Origin of the sequence: Levilactobacillus spicheri DSM 15429 (assembly GCF_001435095.1) — a bacterium.
GTDB classification, from domain to species: domain Bacteria; phylum Bacillota; class Bacilli; order Lactobacillales; family Lactobacillaceae; genus Levilactobacillus; species Levilactobacillus spicheri.
This window is the reverse complement of record NZ_AZFC01000028.1, coordinates 126,721-147,549: the sequence shown is the minus strand read 5'-3', so window position 1 is coordinate 147,549 and position 20,829 is coordinate 126,721. Positions and strand designations below refer to the sequence as shown.

Annotated in this window: 6 protein-coding genes and 1 pseudogene; all 7 read left to right on the top strand. The window is 57.1% G+C overall.

Going from position 1 to position 20,829, the window contains the following annotated elements:
• Window positions 1-875: 875 nt before the first annotated feature.
• The gene (locus tag FD37_RS08535) at window positions 876-1,238 is read left to right on the top strand and encodes a hypothetical protein (RefSeq protein ID WP_045806916.1); all 363 of its coding nucleotides are present in this window, start codon (window positions 876-878) and stop codon (window positions 1,236-1,238) included.
• A gap of 455 nt (window positions 1,239-1,693) precedes the next feature.
• The gene (locus FD37_RS08530) at window positions 1,694-2,773 is read left to right on the top strand and encodes a bifunctional glycosyltransferase family 2/GtrA family protein (RefSeq protein WP_056964800.1); all 1,080 of its coding nucleotides are present in this window, start codon (window positions 1,694-1,696) and stop codon (window positions 2,771-2,773) included.
• Entirely contained in the window at window positions 2,766-4,760 is a 1,995-nt protein-coding gene (locus FD37_RS08525) for a glycosyltransferase family 2 protein (RefSeq protein ID WP_056964798.1), read from the top strand. Before FD37_RS08530 ends, FD37_RS08525 begins: the two co-directional genes overlap by 8 nt.
• A gap of 569 nt (window positions 4,761-5,329) precedes the next feature.
• A complete protein-coding gene (locus FD37_RS08520; protein ID WP_056964796.1) occupies window positions 5,330-7,162 on the top strand; it encodes a hypothetical protein in 1,833 nt (610 codons plus the stop codon).
• Window positions 7,163-7,236: 74 nt separating this feature from the next.
• Window positions 7,237-9,075, top strand: a complete 1,839-nt coding sequence (locus FD37_RS08515; RefSeq protein ID WP_056964795.1) for a glycosyltransferase family protein — start codon at window positions 7,237-7,239, stop codon at window positions 9,073-9,075.
• A gap of 563 nt (window positions 9,076-9,638) precedes the next feature.
• Complete coding sequence (locus FD37_RS08510) at window positions 9,639-10,760, top strand: KxYKxGKxW signal peptide domain-containing protein (protein ID WP_056964793.1); 1,122 nt, start codon at window positions 9,639-9,641, stop codon at window positions 10,758-10,760.
• Window positions 10,747-20,829, top strand: a pseudogene (locus FD37_RS13050) (hypothetical protein); the annotation flags it as partial. The gene FD37_RS08510 and the pseudogene FD37_RS13050, both read left to right, overlap by 14 nt.

Here is a 20,829-nt window from a genome sequence, read left to right as displayed (position 1 = left end):
ACCCGCCGACTAAGACAAATTTCGCCCCTGAGCCCATTTTTGTCGCCCCCTCCAGCTGAGACCTTGCGATGTCGTTACCGGCTAACGGGGGGCAGAAATGAAAGAATGATGTTGCTTTTGTAAAGATATGACAAGCAGAACCGCTGTTAATTGATGACCATAGCGCCTGCCGGTCGGCTGAGATTGGAGAAAACTTAGCCATGTATCTCCGTGATATGGGCAACTAGTTGAAGTCAGCGAAAGCTGTCAATTGCTTCCGTTTGGATGGATCATGACGACCGTGGGCACGACTAAGTGGGACAGTGGAACGGCACGTCAATAGCACGACTTTTTTAATCAATTGGCAGAACACGTATCCTTGAAGTAATTTTGCCTATCAAATCTAGCAATTGAATGGGGATCGTCATGGCCAGAAGTCAATCCAGTAAGGGTGATGAAAGCCATGACAACATTGATAGCAGCCGATTTGGACCGTTGGGCGAGGGTGATGGCACTATGGTCAGCGAAACAGAGGCGACTTGATGGCCGTGGTGAAATTGGTGTTATTCGGCGTTTTCTGCCGGATTACACCAAGGCCGAGCTTCGGAGACCACGGTTTTGGTGGGCTTCGAAGTCGTGCCCACCTCGGCCATCTTGCTCGCCGGCGTGGAGCGGCTGATTTCCGCAGTTGAAGCGGCTTTTAGCACGTAGCAATGTAACAATCAGCCCGCACCAACCGCGACCAGCAGGTGGGTTAGTTGACCCAACTGGGGTGGGGCCTTTGGTTGGGAAAAGGGGGCGGGGCCGCTATGATGAAATTAATCGAAGGTGGTGCTTAACGTTTTTGGTAAAAAGGACTAGACTAAAATTAGTTACATCAAAGGAGATTTTTGATTATGGCAGACACACCAAAGGAAAAAGCAGACGAACCGAAGATCACCATTCCCGCAGCGGATGTTGACAAGGCGGCAAAGCTGATCTTGAAGCCGGGGTATGTGACGAAGCACGATCTACCAAAGATGGTAGATTTGGCTTGGGCATCGGCCTTGAACGACGCGGTTACCGCGCACTTCTTGAACGATGACGACAAGCACGACCCATACGTTTACTTCGAACAGTTTGACTTTGCAGGTGGAGATATCGACTCAATTCTCTTCAACATGGACATCGTCCCAAGCCGTGAAAAGGCTTTGCAAATCTTAGGCGAAGAGATTGGTCAAAAGTTGGTCAACCCGCCGAAGAAGATGGACTTGATTTAACTGCTAATTTGATAACAGATTCCCGTTAGCTTGCCGGCTGACGGGAATTTTTTTGTGCGCCGAAAAATACCCGAGGGGGTGAATGACTTTTTCACCACCTTCCGGGTGATTGTGGCGAACCATTCAGCTGAAAAATGGTTTAACCATCTGATGACTTGACCGGCCATTGAGAACCGTTAACCGGGTGAGATGGATTGCGCAAAATGGTTGTTATGCCGCGATGAAAGCGGCCAACTCCCGGTAATCGCACGATTACTTAAAGCTATAACTGGTTTACAGCCTTTGAATTGAAAACATTGCAACCCGAAAAAACGCCGTGAAAAAGCCTTGACCAATTTTCAAGATGTGGTCAAAAAGCCATATCTATTTAATACTTTACAGGGTAATATACTTGTTAGCAAAACACCATATTTTTAACGTTATTTATTCACGCAAGAATTCATAGGGAGGGTTACATGATTTTTGGCGTTCTCATTCCGGCTTTGAATCCGGACGAAAAACTCATTCAGCTGGTTCACGGTTTGTTGGCGAGCCCCGCACCCATCGCGACGATTCTGGTCGTCGATGACGGTAGCGATGCGGCCCACCAACCCGTGTTCACACAACTGGCCCACCTGCACGCGTCTCGGCTGGCTCTGGTTCACCACGACCACAATCGGGGCAAGGGGGCGGCTTTAAAGACCGGCCTGCGGACCTATCTGGCCCAGGATCAGCCGGTCGACGCTATCGCCACCCTGGACGCCGATGGGCAACACACCGTGGCGGCCCTGGAAGCTTGCTTGAACCGCGCTCAGACTCATCCGGACGATTTGGTGATTGGTGCCCGGCAGTTCACCGGGAACGTCCCGTGGCGCAGTCGTTTCGGCAACGTGTTGACCGACAATCTGGTCCGGTTACTGACCCACCAGCGCATCAGCGACACGCAGACCGGTCTGCGGGTGATTCCCTGGGCGTACGTGGCCGCGCTGAGCCGGTTCCCGGGCGAACGTTTCGAATTCGAGTTCGACATGTTGCTGGAGGCCAAGGCTCACGGGGTGGCCGTGAACGAACAGCCGATTCCCACCATTTATCTGGACGGCAACGCGTCGTCACACTTTCGGGTGGTCCGCGACTCGCTCGCCATCTATTCCCGATTTATTAAATTTGCCCTGAGTGGCCTGACGTCCTTTCTGATCGACATCGGGTTATTTAGCCTGCTCACGCTGTTACTGGGCAACGGGACGTCGCTGCGGACCATCATGGTTGCGACCGTACTGGCCCGGGCGTGCTCGTCTATCGCCAACTACCTGATCAACCGGCACCTGGTCTTTGCCGACGCTGGGGAGCAGACCCTGGCGAAATACGTGGGGCTGCTGGTGGTTCAGACGTTGGCTTCGGGTTACCTGACCCACGCCCTCACGGTGGGGCTGAACCTGTTCCTGACCAACGGCAACCTGGTGCCCACGCTGGCCAAGCTGATTGGCGACTTCGGTCTTTTCTTGGTGAGCTATTACGTGCAAAAGACGTGGATCTTTCGGGAGCGGGAACATGTCTAATGAACGACGCATTTTAAACGTTCTGGCGATTGCCCTGTCGGTGATCTACCTGCTGTGGCGGGTCTTCTTCACGATTCCCTGGCACGCCCACCTGTTTACGCTGATTTTCGCGCTGTTGTTGGTCTTCAGTGAAATCGTGTCGAACTTTACCGGTTTCATGCTGATTTTCTTTCGGATGCTGGCGACCACCAAGAAGCAGGACTTGACGATTCCCGATTACGACGCTCGCCAGCCATTGCCGGACGTCGACCTGATCATCGTGACGCATAACGAGGACGTAGAGCTGCTACGTAAGACCATCAACGCCGCGACCTACATTAAATATCCAAACCATCGAAAACTGCACATCGTGGTCGCCGACGACGGCAACCGCGAGGCCGTGCGGGCCCTGACCGACTACTACCACGTGGGGTACATCGGCATGGACGGCAACAAGAAGGCTAAGGCGGGAAACATCAACCACGCCTTGGAACAGCTGCATTCGCCGCTATTTGTCATCTTCGATACCGACATGATCCCGTTCTCCGGCTTTTTAAACGAAACGGTGCCGCTGTTTCAACAGAACTGGCGCGAGCTGCAAGACGACCCGGACCACGCGGAACCGTTGGGCTTCGTGCAAACGCCGCAGAGTTTTTACAACGCCGACATTTTTCAATTCAATCTCTTTTCCGAAAAGATCGTGCCCAATGAGCAGGACTTCTTCTCCCGCGACGTGAACGTGCTCAACGGGGGCAATAAGCGGGCCCTGTTCACCGGGTCCAACGCCGTTTTCCTGCGGCAGGCGGTCGATGACGTCGACGGTTTTCCGACCAACACAATCACTGAGGACTTCCAACTGGGTACCGAACTGAACATGGCCGGCTACATCAGTCTGGCTACCAAGGTACCCCAGTCCAGTGGTATCACGCCAATCGACCTCAAGGGGGTCATCAAGCAACGGACGCGGTGGGCGCGGGGGGTGATTCAGAGTTGTCGCAACCTGCACATCTTCACCAACCCCAAGCTGTCCTGGATGAACCGCCTGATTCTGCTGAACACCTATGCGTATTGGTGGGCGTTTTTCCGGCGGATGGTCTACATCATCGCGCCGCTGCTCTACGCCATCTGGAAGATTCAGGTGGTCGACGCCAACTTCTGGATCCTGATGGTCATCTGGGCGCCGGGGTACTTCCTGCTGCACTACGTGATGGGGGACACCTCCGGCAAGGGGGACAAGGCGGGGATGATCCGTAACGAGCGCTGGGGGGAGGTCCAGGAGACCTTCTTCGCACCGTACCTGTTCATTCCGGTCATCTTAGAAACGGTCGGCATCAAGGCCAAGAAGTTCAAGGTCACCTCGAAAAACGTGACCTTCTCCATCAAGGACAAGCTGTACATGATTCCGTACCTGGTCCTGTGGGCCGTGACACTGTTCGCGATTATTAAATTCAATTACGGCAAGTATGGGTCGGAAATTCTGGTCGGCAGTGTCATCACCTTCTGGCTGATGATGCACTTCATCAACCTCAGCATGTGCCTGTTCATCGCGATGGGCCGGCACGTTTACCGGAAGAACGAGCGCTTTACCCGGGAGGTCCCCGGCAAGGTTAAACTAGCGGGGGGGCAGGACTGGCACCCAATTCGGACCACCGACGTCTCCGAGGGGGGCGCGGCGTTCACCTTTACCGATAACGGGACCATGCCGTTACAGGCCAACGATGCCATCGAGTTGCGGCTGCGGTCGCAGCATAACTGGATTACGTTAACGGGGAAGGTCGCCCGGGTGGTACCACGTGGCAAACAAATGCCGCTGTACAGTGCCCAGGTGGCGGTCGCGCCCGATCACAACCGAGACAACTACCTCCAGCTGATCTATGACGGGGCAAACCAGACCTTGCCACAGGTCCAGGACGCGTGGATCACACCGTTCGATGAGCTCTACATGAACCTGGTCGTCCGCACCCGGGCCTGGGAACGTCGCTTAAGCGAACGCTTCAACCGGGTCTAACGTCTGACTCAAGAAAAGTAGACTGCGGTAACCAGTGCTCCACGCCGGCGAGCAAGATGGTTTGAGACTTAGTTAACGGTCGTAGGACTAGTCATTCGATTATTCATGATTATCGAAATAACTGTTAACCGGAACGCCGTGAGCACACCTGTAGCTGAATCTAGGTCATTGCAAGCAATGTTACTGGGGCGAATACATGAACGCCACATTGAGTGGTCTTGGACGTTGGCCGAAAAGAGTTCTCACAATCGTGACCATGACAACGTTAGCTGCCAGTTGATCCCGTTAGTAGTGGGGACCGCACTAGGTGAGCGCAACGGAGGCGACTTGATGACCGTGGTGAAATTGATGTTGGCTGGGGTCTTGTCCCAGCCTACATCAAGGCCGAGCTTCGGAGACCCGTGCACTTCGGGGCTTCGAAGTCGTGCCCACCACGGTCATCTTGCTCGCCGGCGTGGAGCGGCCATGAACGTCGCTTGAGGCAGTTTTAGAGCGACGGACAACGACGATTTAAGCAGTTTTGAAGTAGGCATCATCAAGTAAACGCAATATAAGAAGGGAACCACACCATGACGACCTGGCTGGGCGGAATTGCATACGGATTGGGACTAACGGGTTACACGGGAGCGCTGCGGCGCCTCGGGGTCAATCCGTATTTGCGTTGGGTGACCGCGCTGTTGATCCAGATTCTCCTGCTGTACGGCTTCGCCATGGGCGGCCAGCTGACCCTGGGGATTCGTGTGGTCACCGGCATAGGCTGGGACCTCGCCGTCCTCTGGTTTTTGCTGGGGCTCTTTCACCGCGGCCAACTGCCGTTCGTGGGCCTGCACCTGTTTGACTTTTGGATGGTGGCCCTGGGGTGGGCCATGGCCGCGGTCTTGGCCCGCAGTCCGCTGGTCCACTACGATAACTTTTCGCACTGGGCCGTGATGGTCAAGTTCCTCTACTTCACGGGGCATCTGCCCGGGGCGGCGGACCACCTGATCTCGTTCACCTCGTACCCGCCGGCGACGGCGCTACTGATCACCCATTTTTTACACTGGACCCGCTTTAGCGAGGGCCTGATGCTGGTGGCCCAGTTCGGTCTGATCTGGGCGGCCGCCTACGCCGTGTTCGCGGTGCTGCGTGACCGGACCCGCGCGTTGACCGCCATGATCCTGTGCCTGACGATTGCCGGGTCGCTGGTCTTCAACGTCGCGATTCGGCTGAACAACCTGCTGGTCGACCTGGTCTTGCCGCTGCTGGCGGTGGCCGCGCTGGCCGGCGTCTTCGTTTACCGGCGCCGCCCCTGGCTGTTGTGGCCCCACGTGGCCCTGTTTACCGCGGGACTCCTGCTGGTGAAAAATTCGGCGACCTTTTACGTGGTGGTCCTGGCCGGGTACGCCCTGGTCGTCAGCTGGCAAAACAGCCGCGGCTGGGCGCGGGTCCGGCAATGGGGCGGCGCAGTCGTGGCGTTGAGCGCGGGTGCGGGGCCGTTTCTGTTGTGGCAACACCACGTGCAGACGACCTTCACCCTGTCGAAACACGAGATCAGCGCGCAGGCTTACCAGCACCAGCTCGCTGGCGAGAGCCCGCAGATGCTGCTGCGCATCGGTCAGCACTTCTTGCGCCACGTCCTCGATTGGCACCAGCTCTCGACGCAGGGGTTGTTGCTGATCAACGCCGTGCTGTTGGGGGCCTGGCTAATCATCTGGCTGGTCAACGGGCACCGCAACCGGCTGTGGGCCACGGCTTTGCTGATCGACGGCCTAATGCTATTGTACGATGTCAGTTTGTTGGGGATGTACGTGTTGTCGATGCCCTACGCCGAAGCCATTTTGCTGGACGGCATCGAACGGTATCGGGCCAGCGTAGTCATCCTGGGCCTGTTTATCGGGGCGATGGTCCTGGTGCGGATCATCGACGCGACCTTCTACGAACAGACCTTTGAGAAACGCGACTCGCGGTCGTTTACCTCCATCATGAGCAAAAACGCCTACCAACTCAGCACGCTGGTGGCGGGGTTCTTCGCCGTGACCCTGATGTACTCGGAGATCACGGGGACGACCTTTACCAACCGGATGAACCGCAACACGCTGCCCCGTCAACTGGCGCGCACCTCGCGGCCCTGGCACCACCTGAACCACCGCAAGGTTCTGGTGGTCGATGAACAGGCCGTCGACGTGGACGACTACTACGCGGGCTACGTGGGACGGTACTACTATTTCACCGACCAAGCGGTGGGACAGGAGAACTTCATGCTTAGCCCGGCGGCGTTCGACCGGGTGATTCAGCACTACGATTACGTGGTGATTCCGGAGCACCACCGGACGTTCACCGTCCTGACGCAGAAGGTGTACCACCAACACGTGGTGACCGGGCTGTATCGGGTGCACCGGCACGCCTTGGAGCGGCAGGACTAACGGCCTTGTCCCGGTCCGCGTTGAGGCGGCGTTAACTTACACGGGGTATTCTGGAAACGAAAAGGAGGACGACCATGGCGTGGCTGGGGTTAGTGTTTTACGGATTGGGATTAATGGGCTATAACGCGACCTACCGGCGACTGGGGGTCAGTCCGTACTTATCGTGGCTGACGGACATGCTGACGCAGATTCTGTTGTTGTACGTCTTCGCCATGCTGGGCTGGCTTAACCTGGGCATCTGGGTGGTCACGCTGCTGGGCATCGGCATGCTGGTGATCTGGACGGTTCTGGGCCGCCTGGGCAAGGGGGCCGTGCCCTTCGAAGGCCTGCACGTCTTTGACCTGTGGATGATCGGCCTGGGGCTCGCGATGGCCAACGTGCTGGGGCACAGCCCGCTGATCCACTACGACAACTTCTCGCACTGGGCGGTCATGGTGAAATTCCTGACGTTTACCGGGCATCTGCCGGGTGCCCACGACGCCATCATCTCCTTTACCTCGTACCCGCCGGCCACCGCGCTGTTCATGACCCAGTTCGTCCACTGGGTCGGCTTCAGCGAGGGCGCGATGCTGATTGCCCAGTTCCTGCTGATCTGGGCGGCGTCTTACTCGGTCTTCGCCGTGCTACGGGACCGGAGCCGGGTGCTGACCAGCTTCTTGCTGTGCCTGACGATTGCGGTCTCCTACGTTTTTAACATCAATATCCGCTTGAACAATCTGCTGGTCGACTACGTTCTGCCGGTACTGGCGGTCGCCGGGCTGGTCGGTGTTTACGTGTACCGCCGGCGCCCGTGGCTTCAGGCCGCTCACGTGAGCCTGGTCGGAGCGGTACTCCTACTGGTGAAGAACTCGGCGGCCTTCTTCGTGGTCGTTCTTGTCGGCTACCTGCTGACCAGCCTGATTCGGCAGGCGCAGGGCCGCTGGTGGCGACAAACGCTGACGGTCCTGGGCCGGTTGGCGCTGACCGTGGGGACCATGGTCCTGCCGTTTCTCTGGTGGGAGTGGCACGTCAAGACCACCTTTACCGAGTCCAAACACGAGATCAGTGCGCAGGCCTACAGCCAGCAACTGGCGCACGAGGGGACTCGGGCCGTCTACAAGATTGGCCAGCGGTTCCTCGACCAGATCTTCAGTCAGCAGTCGTTGTCGACCAAGGGGATTCTCCTGATCAACGTCGTGCTGCTGGTGAGCTGGCTGTTGTTGCGGGTGGTCAGCCACCAACGGACGCCGCTTGTGAAGCTGGCGCTGTTGCTCGACGTCATTTTCATCCTGTATTACGGCAGTCTGTTCGGCATGTACATTCTGTCGATGCCCTACGCGGAGGCGATTACCCTGGACGGGTTCGAGCGCTATATGTCGAGTACGGTGGTGCTGAACCTGTTCATCGGGGCGATGGTCTTGGCCTACTATCTGGACACCGCGCTGTACGAGCAGGACTTCACCAAGCGGGACCTGCGGGCGTTCAAGTCGATTCGCACCAAGAACGCCTACCAGCTGGGGAGCTTCCTGATGATCTTCTTCGCCATCATCATGATGTACTCGGAGATTAACGGGACGACTTTCACCAACCGGATGAACCGCTCGACGTTGCCGATTCAGCTGGCCCGGACCGGGAAACCCTGGACCCACTACAGCCACCGGCGGGTCCTGCTGGTCGACCCGCACCCCGGGGATGTCGATAGCTACTACGCCGGCTTTCTGGCGAACTATTACTTCTTTACCGATAAGGGGGTCGGCCAGGAGAACTTCATGGAGTCGCCCAGCGCCTTCAAACAGAACATCCAGCGCTACCAGTACGTGGCGGTGCCGGAGTATCACCACACCTTCACGGTCATGATGCGTCACGCCTATCACCAAAACGTGCGGACGGGGCTCTTCAAGGTTACGGTAACGGGGCTACAACGGGTGCGGTAGCCGCTAAAAATCAGAACGATTGGTCCCAGGATTGGAGAAATGATTCTCGAATCCTTTTTTTGTTCTCACGATGACACATACCGCTAACGGGTTATTCGTTGTTTGTGCGTTGAAACACCAAACCGCGAGGTCAAAAATAAAAAAATATTTTTGTGAAAATTAATTTCATGATATAAAGGGCCGTGAACTGTCACTAGCAGAATTGGGATACTTGTTAAAAGATGTAAAGATGAACTATTTTTTGACAATTGGTAAATCGTAAGTTAGACCAATTTATCATGGGGTGATTTAAAAAGGGGCGTCACGAGTAGTTGGAAGCACTTACATTTAAGCAGAAAAGATGAACTTTCTAATCGAAACAATAAAGCAACTTTATACTGTGAAATGGTTGCGTCCGGTCTTATCTGCTGGGCGTTGTGGAACAATGTTGAAAATAGCAACGCGGGACGGTTCACAACGAAAACTTATCTCCCTGAATCATTATCCACATGGAAAAATCTGTGGTATTATAAGTAGGATTATACAAAGATTATTGTAGGATGACTGAATAATGGGGCGATTAAATGAAGGGATTAGATCCGAAACGCGCATCGGAATTGTTCCGGTCCAATAGTAAAAAGCATTTTAAGATGTACAAGGCAGGCAGGAAGTGGCTCGTCGCGGGGATCTCTGCGCTGAGTGGACTGCTCGGCCTGGGGACCGTGAGTCCGACCGCAGCAAAGGCGGACACCAAGACTATGGCGGCCAAGACCGTCGACAAGGAGGACGTCGCCGCGACCCAGACGACCGGGACCATCCCGGCCACGTCGCAGACGACCGTGACTTCCGCAACGGAAAAGAGTCAGAGCACCACGGAAGCCAGCACGTCGACGCCGAGTGAATCGACATCGACCAGTGGTAATGAAAACACGACTAAAAATGACACGACGTCATCGGAGGCAACCGGTAGCACGACTTCGGCTGATACGACGCAGACGGGTGCCACTTCTTCTGCTACGCCTGCCGCTAACGCGAACGACACGACAACAGATACGACAGCCAATACGACAACGACAGAGACTGCAACGACACAAACGGATGGTACGACCTCAACCAAAGCCTCAACTCCTACAACTGAAAATGAGACGCCATCGGCTAACGAGACTAGTGGGTCCGTGGCTGATGCGAGTGAGAGCGAATCGCTTTCCGATGCGGGGAACGATGCCGAAGAATTAGATGCCTTAAACTTTAGTGACCTAGCCAACGCTGACGGGACCCTGAACCTGAACGGCTTCTTGAAGATGGCCACGGAGACTTACGGCCTGACCCTGGACCAAGCCAAGGCGGTCGCGGATACGACGAACGCCAACTACAAGATTGGGGTAGCCGACGCCATCAAGGATATCAAGGCGGCTTTGGCCCAGATCGACTTAAACAATGGGTCCACCATTGGGGATGCCATCGGTGCTTATATCTCGGGAAAGACCTCGAATATTAGCACAGGGGTGGCCACCCTTTCTAACATGGTGGATGCGTACACGGACAATACCGCAATGGCAAACGATGACGCCAATCAAACGCCTAACTGGAAAGGAAGCAGTTACTCCGGTGGGGCTCTGACTGGGACGAATGCCATTAACTATAATGGTGGGTATACATCTGTGACGGCCAGCTTTATGGCTGGGATGAAGGTTGGACAAGATTAAGACGGCCTCGAGCGATGCGGATTCTGGGAATGCCAATGAATTGTTGAATGCTGTAACGTATGACCATAGCCAACTGACCAGTACCAGCAGCTTTGGCGGGGGCCTCGTTGCGATGACGGCCAGCGTTGATAGCCTGATTTCGGGCGCCTCAGGGTTTGCTTCTAATACGTTGGGGTACACCAGCGACGGCAGTGAAGTGGGGAACCTGATCTCCCAGGCGACGACCGAACTGAGAACCTATATTAAGGCGATTGCTCCTTCATTGGTGAACAGTATTGCCAAGCAAGCCTTGTCCGATATTCGATCAATTGGCGGAACGATTGACGATTCTGACTACGCACCGGCTGATTTATCGACGGCCGTTAGTCTGAATGCCAACATGTCGGCCCTGATTAAAACTTTTGGGTTTTCATCGTTACTGGACTCGACCTTCTTGAACAGTATGTACCACGCTATCCGGGGCAATATCCAGACGGCGATTGAAAGTAACTGGGCCAAGGGTGAGGCTCAAGCCTTAAATGACTTTTTGGGCGCCAATTCTAGTGTTTATGGAACGGGGACTCAATCACCCTATCAAACGCAAGTGGACGGTTATAGTGAGTCAGATCCTAGCCAGATTATGAACACCAATGATGGTAAATCATTGAGTCTGTTATCGCAGGCGACCGGGTATGCCTGGACGCAAAAGGTTCTAGGAAATGTCATGTCGATTGCCTCAAATGATGCGCTGGGGGGCACGAAGAAGTCCACGCCGGACGACATTATCAATCAGATGGTGTCCAAGGGCATGATTACGGCCACCGAAGGCAGTGAGCTGCTGGCAGCGGCTCCTCACAGCTTCGGTAGCAGTTCCTTGGACTATGTCCGTCAGGGGACGGGGGCCCAGAAGGTCATCCAGAGCCTGTATGATGCTGAATATGATGCCGTTAACGGGGCTGTACTGGACTACCAGCACACGCCAAACATTTCGGACGCTCAAATTAGTGAAAACCAAAAGGCGTTTGTTTATAACAGTGGGTCCGATGACGGGTTAGCCGCGGCCCACTTCCAGGTGACCGTTCAGGCTTACACCAAGGTCTTGCAGGCTCTGAGAGGGGTCAACGCAACCTATCAAGGGATGCTGTTAGCTGATAAACTGGTCTATCAAGTAGCGACTCAAGATAAAAACGTTACAAATGAAGACAATGGGACAGCGTTGAACCCGCAATTGGATCCATCATTCAAGGGTGGACAGGCGATGCCATCTGCCAGTGAAGCGGGTAATTTGACGGCTGACAATTGGCCACTTTTGCTTCGGTATCAAGGCCTAGGATTGTCAACGTCTGCCGTTGCCTCCCTTCCACAATTTATTGTTGGTCAGACCGGGACGATGACGTATACGCAAACGCCGGTCAACCTTCCCGATAACACTGTTAAGCAAAGTAACCAGGATTATCTGGCGAAGTTGATTACAACGGTGCTTAAGGAAAGCTACGCTCAAGAATTGACCGTTGCAACGAAGGCCTTTCGAGATGGGCAAGCGTTGGCAAAGGAACAATTCGCCAAGTCTACCACGGGGTTGATTCCGCCGGTTGATGAGGCGGGGAGCTATCACGACGGTGCCGATGAACTGAACTATCAAGATGATGGCACGTATCAGAGCAACACAAGATACGGGAAATTACCGTTGACGATTGGGTATGCTACCAAGGTTGCCTCCAGTGGGGCTATTTTTACCGCCGGGTACAACCTGAATTTGGCGACGATTACGATCAACACGAAGGTTGCGGATAGTAGTAATAAGACGATGTCGACAGCCTTCAACAATAGCAGCATGAAGGCGGCTAACGGATCGAAAGTCTACACGTTAGTAGGCAGTCAGGTCACCGTCACTGCGCCAACTGCAGATGCAGGTTGGAGCGTTGTAGGGAACACGAACCCGGCGACCCTGACGGTCAGTGGGACGACCGGGGCCGTTACCTTTGCCTACACTAATGCGGCTGCTGACTTTAACTTAACGGATCTGCCAACGGAGACGGGAAGCTACAATGGTCAGAATGCAAGTTCTCTGCTGAATAACGTGACCTACAATGCTTCTTGGAATAACAGCAGTACATCGACACCTATTACGTTGGACAGTAGCTGGCTCACCGTCATGAATGATGACGCTAAAGTCAATGATTACACGTATCACTTGACTGAGGCCGGAGCGAACGCCTTACTGGCGAAGTTGCAGACGCTGGTTCAATCCGGACAGGTCTTACCGACCGCGGCCTTACTGCAGACCGCTACTGGGAAGATTAACATCGTTCAAACGACCGATGAGCAATATCTGCCAAAACTGACGACCCATGAAGTGCGGACTACCGTTGGGTCAACGGTTCAGGCAACGGACTTTGTGACAACGGCTACTAACGCTGCCGGGAATCCGTTACCCGTTACTACGAGTACTGTGTCGGCTGATGGGGCGCCATGGACTTGGGGGACGCCCGGGACGCACACGGTTACCCTGACGCTTTTCGATCCAACGAGTAACCAGACCATCACCCAATCGGCTGTGGCTGAGGTTTACACCAGTGAAGCTCTCGGCTCACTGTCCGAATCCATGATTGTCACCAGCATGACCTCGCAATTAGACAGTGCCTCCGCTGACGTATCAGCCAGCCGGTCGGCCAACGTGCTCCAAAGCGAAAAGATCAGTGATTCACAAGAAGTGGTAGGCTCGCAATCGACCAGTATTCTCGATTCGCAATCCGCGTCCATCAGTGAAGATGAGGCCAGTCAGTCGGACGCCGAGTCGTCGTTAAGCGACGCCTCGACTTCGGCCATCGACAGCGACAACTCGTTGAGTGCCCGGTCCGCTTCCGATTCTGATTCGCTGGACTCCATGTCCGTTTCCGAAGCCAGCCTGAGCGAGCGCCTTGCGAGCGACTTAGGTGAGCTGTCCGCACAGTCGGCTAGCCAAGCCTCCGTTTCGACCGCCAGTCAGAGTGCCTTTACCTCGGCTCAGCAGAGTCAAAGCGCGCAGATCTCGACCTCGCTGGATAGCATGGACGCCGCCGGTCAACAAGACGACAGCGTGTCTGCTTCCTTGTCCAGCCTGAGCGATCAATCGACGTCTCAAGCCAGTCAATCGGCTGAGCAGAGTGAGAGTCAGGCTTCGGCCTCGAAGTCCACGTCGCTCAGCACCAGCGCAAGTCAATCTGTACAAGCCTCACAAGCTGTATCACAGAGCGCTGAAACGAGCGCGTCCGAAGCCAGCCTGAGTCAAGTCAGTGCCTCGGCTTCTAAGTCCGAGTCCGTTGCCACCGTTCTGTCGAACCGCCAAAGTCAGGCCGACCAATCGGTTTCCGCACAGAATTCACAGACCGACCAAAGCATCAGTAACGCCATTCATTCGACGTCGATGGTCACCTCGGCCGTGACGTCGCAATTAAACAGTTTGAGTGCTATTTCACAATCTGAAGACAGCGACCTGTCCGCATTCTCCGCAAGCATGTACAGCTTGGCCAGCAATGGGGACCAGTCCGGCTTCTCCGAGAACGCGGAGAGTCTCAGCAATTACCTGAACTCTAACGCCGCCCAGAGCAACGCCTTGTCCGAATCGCTGCAGAGCCTCAGCAACGAGCAGTCGGCCGTCCGGAGTATCTCGACGTCGATCAACGACTCCCGGTACTCGCAGTCTGCCGCCAGCGTGTCCGTTGTGACCTCGCAGTCCGAGGCCAGTCTGGCGCAAATCTCCGCGTCAACGTCGCAGTTGATCTCGCAGATTAACGCGTCCGAAGCCAGCGGCAGTGAACGCCTGGTCTCCGACGCCCGGTCCGAAGCCTCCGTTGCTTCCGCCGAAGACAGCATCGCCAAGGCCTCGAACAGTTACCTCGATGCCTCGGCCTCCGCTAGCACCTCGGCCAGCGTCTCCGCGGATGCGTCCGCGAGCGTTTCGGCCAACCGGTCGTTGAATTCGGTCACCAGCGCCATGTCGGCGAGCGCCAACAGCCTGAGTGACCGGTCCGCCAGTGATTCGCAGTCGTTAGCCGACATCACGTCCGCCGAAGACAGCATGAGCCTGGTAGCCAGTCAGGTCGCCAGCACCTTATCGGCGGCTTCGCAGTCGTTAGCCTCGCTCTCAACCACCAGTCTCAGCGCTTTGTCGGCGTCCGAAGCCAGTCAGAGCGACGAGATCAGCAAGTCGTTGACCAGCATGGCTAACGCCAGTCAAAGCAACGACAGCGTCTCGGATGCCCTGACCAGTCTGAGCAATCAGTCGGCCAGTGAGTACTCGGCCCAATCCGAGTGGTCCGTGGCCAGTCAAAGTATTTCCACGAAGAATTCACAAATCGCGAGTGACGCGGTGAAGTCGACCACGAGTGCCTCCGCGTCGACGAGTGTGGCGGAATCCGAAGCCACCGATTCCGCGAAAGCCTCGGCCCAGGCGAGCCAAAGCCGTTCTCTGGTCAGCCTGCACCAGTCGGTTTCCGTCATCAGTCTGGAAAACTTGCCGTCTCAAGACAGTGATTCCGCTAACTCCGTTTCGGCCCTGTCGCTTTCCGAGTACTCTAACTCTCTGGTCAGTCTCAGCGAGTTGGCCAACTCGACGGCGAGCCAGAACAGTGAAATCTTGCAGTCCGAAGCCAGCCTGAGCACCCGGTCCGTCGAGAACTCGGCCTCCGAGTCCCTGCAGGCCAGCGCCATCAGTAGCTTGAGCACGGTCTCGGCCAGTGCCTCCGCGTCAATGCGGTCCCTGAGCGATGCCTCCAAGAGTGAGGCCTCGGCCCACGCCTCCGCCAGTGATTCGGCCAGCACCTCGGCCAGTCAGTCGGCAGACGCGTCCGCGAGCGTCTCGGCTTCCCAGTCGTTAGCCAGCGTGACCAGCGCGATGTCCTTGAGTCTGGCCAGCATCAGTGACCAGTCGATGAGCGACGCGCGTTCCGCGGCCAGTCAATCGACGCAGGAAGCTAGCCTGAGTGCCCGGACCAGTGCTGATATCAGTGCCTTGTCGACGGCCTCGCAGTCGTTGGCGTCGCTTTCGACCACCAGTCTCAGCAACCTGTCGGCTTCCGAAGCCAGCCAGAGCGCCGAGATCAGCAAGTCGCTGACCAGCATGGACCACGCCAGCCAAAGTAACGACAGCGTGTCGGACGCCTTGACCAGCTTGAGCAACCAGTCGGCCAGCGAATACTCGGCCCAGTCCGAGTGGTCCGTGGCCAGTCAGAGCCTTTCAACGAAGGACTCGCAAGCCACGAGCAAATCGATTGTCACTTCTAAGAGCCTCTCCACGTCCATCGCGGACGCCTCCCAGAGTGCCGATCAATCGGCCAGCGCCGCCTCAGAGGCCGACGATAGCCGGTCGCAGGCGAGTGGTTCCCGCTCGGCCGCCCTGGATAGCCTGAGTAACCTGGTCTCCACCAACGCCAGTGACGAAAAGTCGCTGTCCGTGATGAGCCAGTCCGAATACTCCGAATCCCTGAGCAGCTTGAGCAATTTGGCATCGGCCACGACGAGCCTGCTGAGTCAGGTCTCCGATTCCGAGGCCAGTCAAAGCGACCGGACCATCTCCGGAATCGCATCGACCTCGGTCGTCTCGGCGTCCGAAGCCAGCATGAGTGACTCGGCTGAAAGTGCCGCGTCGGCCATGACCTCGTTGAGTACCGCGGCCAAGAGTGAAGCATCGGCCCACGCGTCCGCGAGTGATTCGGCCAGCACCTCGGCCAGTCAGTCCGCCGACACTTCGGCCAGCGTTTCGGCCGACCAGTCGTTGAGTGACCTGGGCAGTGCCCTGAACAGCGCCGCCGAGAGTCTCAGCGAGCGGTCCTTATACGACGCGGCTTCCACGGCCAGCGTCTCGACCGCCGAAGCCAGCCTGAGCGCCCGGACCAGTGCCGACATCAGTCAGCTGTCCGCCGCTTCGACGTCCTTAAATTCCATCTCAAATACCAGTATCAGTAACCAGTCGGCGTCCGAAGCCAGCCAAAGTGCCGAGATCAGCAAGTCGCTGACCAGCATGGATAGTGCCAGTCAGACGGATGACAGCGTCTCGGACGCGCTGAAGAGCCTGAGCACCCAGTCGGCGAGTGAAAGCGCCGACCGCTCCGAGTGGTCCGCCGCCAGTCAAAGTGAACAGACGGCCGCTTCCACCGAAGCGTCTCAGTCCACGAGCGCGGCCATTTCCGCCAGCCAGTCGCAGGATGCGGCTGAATCCGAGACTTCCAAGTCCTTGGCCCAAGCCGCATCGACTGAGGCCAGCCGGTCCACGGCCAGTGCGTCCCGGTCGGCCGCCAATGACAGCCTGAGCGACCTGAACACTTGGGATAGCGGCGCCGCGGACTCCTTGTCCGCCACCTCGTTATCCGAGTACTCGACGTCCATCGACAGTCTGAGCGACTTCGCCGTCTCGTTATCCGACCTGCTGAGCCAGGTCACCGTCTCCGAAGCTAGTGTCAGTCAACTGTCCGCTTCCGGATCCGAGTCGACCTCGATGGTTTCAGAATCTGAAGCCAGCATGAGTCAGTGGTCGGCCAGCGCCTCGGCTTCGCTGAAGTCCTTGAGTGAAGCGGCTTCCAACGAAGCATCGGCCCACGAGTCGGCGAGTGCCTCGGCCAGCGACTCAGCCCAGAACTCCGCGAGCGTTTCGGCTGACCAGTCCGCCAGTGTCTCGGCCGCAGAATCGCTGAGCACGGCGATTAGCCAAGCCAGCGCGAGCGAGGAGAGCCTGAGCGTCGCCTCGGCTGACGCCTCACAAGTCGCGTCAGCAGTTGCCTCCGCTGAAGCCAGCCTGAGTGCTCGGACCAGCGCCGACATCAGTCTTTTATCTGAAAATTCACAAGCCTTAAATTCCGTTTCGGCTACGAGTCTCAGTAACCAATCGGCTTCCGAGGCCAGTCAAAGCACCGAAATCAGTCGTTCCCTGACCAGCATGAACAACGCCAGTCAGACGGACGATAGCGTGTCAAACTCCCTGCAAAGCCTGAGTAATCAGTCACTGAGCGAGAGTCAAGCAACGTCTCAGCTGTCCGTCAACAGCACGAGTCAGTCCGTCGCCGGTTCCCAATCGGCTGACGCGGCCAGCTCCGCTTCGACGGCGGCCAGCGAGTCGCAGGCTAGTGTCGCTTCGCAGGCCAGCGCCTCCGCGAGCGTCCAGGCCTCTGAGTTGACGAGTCAAGCCAACGCCAGTGCGTCCCGGTCGACGGCCAACCAGAGCCTCAGTGATCTGAGTACCTGGGATGGCAGCGACGCGGCTTCCTTATCCACGGCGTCGCAGTCCGAATACTCTGAATCCTTGGTCAGTCTGAGTGAGCACTCTGATTCCATTGCCAGTCAGATCAAGCAGGGGTCAGCCTCCGCGGATAGTGTCACGCTGCAATCGCAATCCGGGTCCGAATCGACCTCGCAAGTGTCGGCCTCCGAAGCCAGCATGAGTAACGGTTCCAAGAGTACCGCCTCGGCGATGACCTCGCTGAGCGCCGCCTCCGAGAATGAAGCGTCGGCTCACCAGTCCGCGAGTGAGTCGGCCAGCACCTCGGCCAGTCAGTCCGCCGACAACTCGGCTAGCGTTTCGGCTGACCAGTCGTTGAGCGTGGTGAGTGGCGAGATTCTCCAGAGCAACAACAGTTTGAGTGAACGGTCGTTGAACGATGCCTCCGCATTGGCCAGCGTTGCGTCCGCCGAAACTAGCTTGAGTGTCCGGGCCAGTGCCGATATCAGTCAATTGTCGGCGCACTCCCAAGCACTGAACTCCCTGTCGACCACCAGCCTGAGCAACCTGTCGGCTTCCGAAGCCAGCCAGAGTGACGAGATCAGCAAGTCGTTGACCAGCATGGATAACGCCAGTCAAAGTAACGACAGCGTCTCGGATGCCCTGACCAGCTTGAGCGAACAGTCGGCTAGCGAGTACTCGACGCAGTCACAGTGGTCCGTCGCCAGTGACAGCACGGCGTCGGTTGAAGCCAGTGCGGCTTCAGCGTCCACGTCCGCTGCCACCAGCGCGGCGGCCTCGCAAACCAGTGCTGAATCCGCGGCCAGCGCCTCGACCAGTGCCGTGACGAGTGCCGTTGAGAGCCAATCGACGGCCAGCGCTTCACGGTCGGCCTCCGACCAAAGCCTGAGTGAGTTGACCAGCTGGGACAGCGAATCGGCCGGATCCTTATCCGCCGCTTCGTTATCCGAGTACTCGACGTCCTTAGTCAGTCTGAGTCAGCAGTCGCAGTCGGCCTCAACGGAACTGAGCAATCTCTCGGATTCTGAGGCCAGCATCAGTCAACGGTCGCTTTCCGGCAACGCCTCGACCTCGATGGTTTCAGAATCTGAAGCCAGCATGAGTCAGCTGTCGGCCAGCGCCTCGGCTTCCATGAAGTCGGTGAGTGACGCCTCGTTAAGTGAGACGTCCGCTCACGACTCGGCGAGTGCCTCGGCCGCCAACTCCGCGTCGATCTCCGCCAGCCAGTCCGCCGACCGGTCGGCCAGCATCTCGGCTGATCAGTCCGTCGCTTCGGTGGAAAGTGCCGCCGACAGCCTGGACAACAGCCTGAGTCAAGTATCCTTGAGTGGCTCGCAGCGGACCTCGCAAGTGGTCTCCACTGAACGGAGCCTGAGTGCCCGGATCAGCGCTGACATCAGTCAACTCTCCGCTCACTCAACCGCCTTAACATCCATTTCTGAAACCAGTATCAGTAACCAGTCGGCTTCCGAGGCCAGCCAGAGCAATGAAATCAGTCGCTCCCTGACCAGCATGGATAGTGCCAGTCAAAGCAACGACAGCGTCTCGGACGCCCTGAAGAGTCTGAGCACCCAGTCGACCAGTGAAAGTCAGTTCTTATCTGAGCTGTCCGTTAACAGCCAGAGTCAATCCGTCACGGCATCGCAGGCCGCTTCCCAAGTGGACTCCGCGACCGTCTCGGCCAGCGAGTCACAGGACATCGCGAACGTGCAATCGGCGGCTTCCGTCAGCGCGGCCGCTGCCTCGACCGCAAGTCAGTCCGAGGCCGTTGCGTCCCGGGCCTCGGCGAACGCCAGCCTGAGTGACCTGAGTACCTGGGACGACTCCGCGGCAGAATCCCTGTCGACGACGTCCTTGTCCGAGTACTCGACGTCCCTGAAGAGCCTGAGCAACCGGTCGGAGTCGCTGACCAGTCAGCTCGACCAGTTCTCGCAGTCAACGGCCAGTGTCACGTCACAGTCATTGTCCGGTTCCGAATCGACCTCGATGGTTTCCGAGTCCGAAGCCAGCATGAGTCAGTTGTCAGCCAGCGCCTCGGCTTCGCTGAAGTCGGTGAGTGACGCCTCGTTAAGTGAAACGTCCGCGCACGATTCCGCCAGCGAGTCGGCCAGCAATTCAGCTGACGACTCCGCGTCGGTTTCGGCCAGCCAGTCCGCTGACCGGTCGGCCAGTCTTTCGGCCGACACCTCGTTGAGCAAGGTCTTGAGCGCGGCCTCCCAGAGTGCTGACAGTCTCAGTCAGGTCTCCCTCAGTGACGCCGAATCGGCTTCCTTGATTTCGACCGCCGAGGCCAGCCTGAGCCAACAAACCAGTGCCGCTGACAGTCTCTTGACCAGCGCTTCGAATTCGTTGGCATCGCTCTCGACCATTAGTTTGAGTAACTTGTCGGCTTCCGAAGCCAGCCAGAATGCCGAAATCAGCAAGTCGTTGACCAGCATGAACAACGCTAGTCAAAGTAACGACAGCGTCTCGGATGCCCTGACCAGCCTGAGTGAACAGTCGGCCAGCGAGTACTCGGCCCAGTCCGAGTGGTCCGTGGCCAGCGAGAGCATCGCGTCCGTTGAAGCCAGTGGGGCGTCACAATCCGCCTCCGTTTCGACCGACATCAGTGCCTCGCAAACGGCCTCCGTTTCTACGGCGTCCGCGTCGACCAGTGCCGCGACGTCCGCCGCTGAGAGTCGTTCAACGGCCAGCGCGTCGCGGTCGACCGCCGACCAGAGCCTGAGTGACCTGAGTAGTTGGGATAGTGAATCGGCGGGCTCCTTATCCGCCACCTCGTTGTCCGAGTACTCGACGTCCATTGAGAGTCTGAGTGCCGCTTCCGATTCGGCTGAGAGCCTGAGCGCTCAAGTGTCGGACTCCGAAGCCAGCCTGAGC